The sequence below is a fragment of the Winogradskyella wandonensis genome (genome assembly GCF_004346845.1).
GTDB lineage: Bacteria > Bacteroidota > Bacteroidia > Flavobacteriales > Flavobacteriaceae > Winogradskyella > Winogradskyella wandonensis.
The window spans coordinates 1-2,488 of record NZ_SMGI01000012.1; the positions used below are offsets into that span (position 1 = coordinate 1).

2 protein-coding genes are annotated in these 2,488 nt (G+C 34.1%); both read left to right on the forward strand.

Translation table 11 applies throughout. The annotated features are described in order from the left end of the window. On the forward strand, positions 1-509 hold a 509-nt coding region (locus tag DFQ05_RS13565; RefSeq protein ID WP_132706180.1), incomplete at its 5' end, for a T9SS type A sorting domain-containing protein. A gap of 327 nt (positions 510-836) precedes the next feature. Then, a partial coding sequence (locus tag DFQ05_RS13570; RefSeq protein ID WP_479686042.1) for a DUF8202 domain-containing protein occupies positions 837-2,488 on the forward strand: 1,652 nt, incomplete at its 3' end.

Sequence of the window (2,488 nt, forward strand, 5' to 3'; positions counted from 1 at the left end):
CTAATAGTATGGAAGAAAACACGAGTTATCCTTTAATTATTTACACCTCTGAGGATGGCGATAATAGTATCAAAATCGACGAGCTCGTAAATATAGACCCAACCAGTGAAATGTTTCTTCACGACAAGGAACTAGACTATTACCACGACTTCAAAAAAGGGGATTATGAGTTCTTCTTAAACGCTGGGTATTACGATAATCGTTTCGAAATTGTATTCTACAACCCTAATGCGCAGAGTCTTGGTACTGACGATGACATCATCAATCAAGATAAATTAGATGTAAGATATGCAAATAACATAGACAAACTCGTGCTTATCAATCCTCATGGATTAAAAGTCAATGACATACAATTATTTAATATCCTAGGACAGCATGTCCTAAGTATTGAGGATATTAAATCTGAAAACCTATCACAATACAATGTTGGGAATTTAAATCCTGGGACTTATATCATTAAATTAAATACTGTAAGCGGTTCGGTATCTAAAAAAGTTTTGATAAATTAAATCTCGTAACTTAATTCCTACAAAAAACACCTCTTTTTAGAGGTGTTTTTTTATTTATATAAGTTATCAGTTTCAAAATCAATTAATTAAACAATAGGAAATACACAACGTTTGTTGAATTTTAAATAACTGATAATCAGAATAATTCAAAATACATTCAAAATTTAAAAAAACAATAAAAAGTAGGTTTATTCTTATAAATAAAATTTATTTTTCTCATTATCAGTAATTTACATATTGTATTTCGTCGAATTTATTTGCATTTCATGGAATTAGTATTTATGTTTGCTCAATAATATAGTCCCAAGCTATAAAATTAACCGCGTTATGAAAACACTTTACTCTTTAAAGAAAAGGTATGCTTTGTTGGCAATTACAATATTGACCGTAAGCATATTAAGTTCGCAAACAGTTACAACATTAGCATTTTATGATTTCGAGTCTGGCTTAGAAGGATGGACAGACGGCGGTACAGATGCAGAACGATTTAATAGCGCTACGTACGCCTATTCTGGTAATTGGAGTTTAAGACTAAGAGATGACACGAGCTCATCAAATTTTATTTCTCCCACATTTAGCTTAGGCTTGTATGATAAAATTGATTTTAGATTCTTTGTATCGTCTTACGACATGGAAGATGGTGAAACATTTTCAATTCAGTATAGACAAAACTCTTCATCTTCATGGACGACCGTTGCTTCTTATAGAAGCGGAACAATAGGTTATAGTACCAAAACTGGAGATATTCAAAGTGATGAAACTAATGGAACTTCTTATTGCAAAACAGCAACACTCTTTAGTTCTGACTACACATTTCCTGTGACGTCCACAGCTCAATTTAGAATTGTTTGTGATGGCTCTGATGATAATGACAGAGTACATTTCGATGACATTAGTGTAACAGGAACAATTTTTGGCGCTGCTCCTACGGGTCCAGGTGGTGTTCTTAACGACTTAGATTTATGGCTAAAAGCAGATAAAGCAGATGGTTCTACACTGTTTTCAGATGGTGCAAGCGTTACAAGATGGTCAGATTATAATAAAGGTAATCATGCAGAGGCAGTTATTAGCTCACAAGCACCAATCTATCAAAATAATACAAGTAAAAATTTTAATTTTAATCCAGTTATAGAATTTGATAATGACAATTCTACTGCAGATAAAGACATGACCTATTTAATGAATAGGCATGAATTGAAAGGTACCGGAGGTTTTAATTCCAACGACTTTTTTGTGGTTTTGATGCCAGACATACCTATAACTACCACAATGTTACCATTAGATACATTTACAAGTACTGACCCAACAGGAACGACATATTCTGAGGATGTTACTGGTTTTGGCTACGGAAGATATACACAACGTTTCTTTGATGAAAGGCTTGCCTACTGCATAGGAACAACAAATGAAGCTGCACCAGGTAATTTAAATCCCGAAAATGGTTATGGTAGAGCAGATACAAGTACTGGCACAGATTACACAAAAATTCAGATAATTAACATTAGACAAAATGCATCTGATACAGACATGGAACTGTATTTTAATGCAAACCAAGTTGGTACAGAAACCAATGATATTGCAAAATACGCCATGATTAATAATGCTAGATATTGGATTGGCCGAAGTCAATATTGGAATGGAAGTTTCGATGGTCGTATTGCTGAAATTATAACATACGATAGCAGAAAAGATGACGCTGATTTAACTAGAGAACGAAACAGGATACAATCTTATCTAGCAATAAAATACGGTATTACTCTTGGAGTTAACGGAACTACTCAAGACTATGTAGATAGCAATGGTTCAGTTATTTGGGACCAGTCTGCTAATATTGGCTATAACTATGATATCGCTGGTATTGGTAGAGATGACGATTCTGAGCTGGACCAAAGACAATCTAGGAGCGTGAATACGTTAGTCGATGGTATTGGTGAAACACGTGGTATTCTTACCATGGGGCTTACCTCTATCGAAGATAC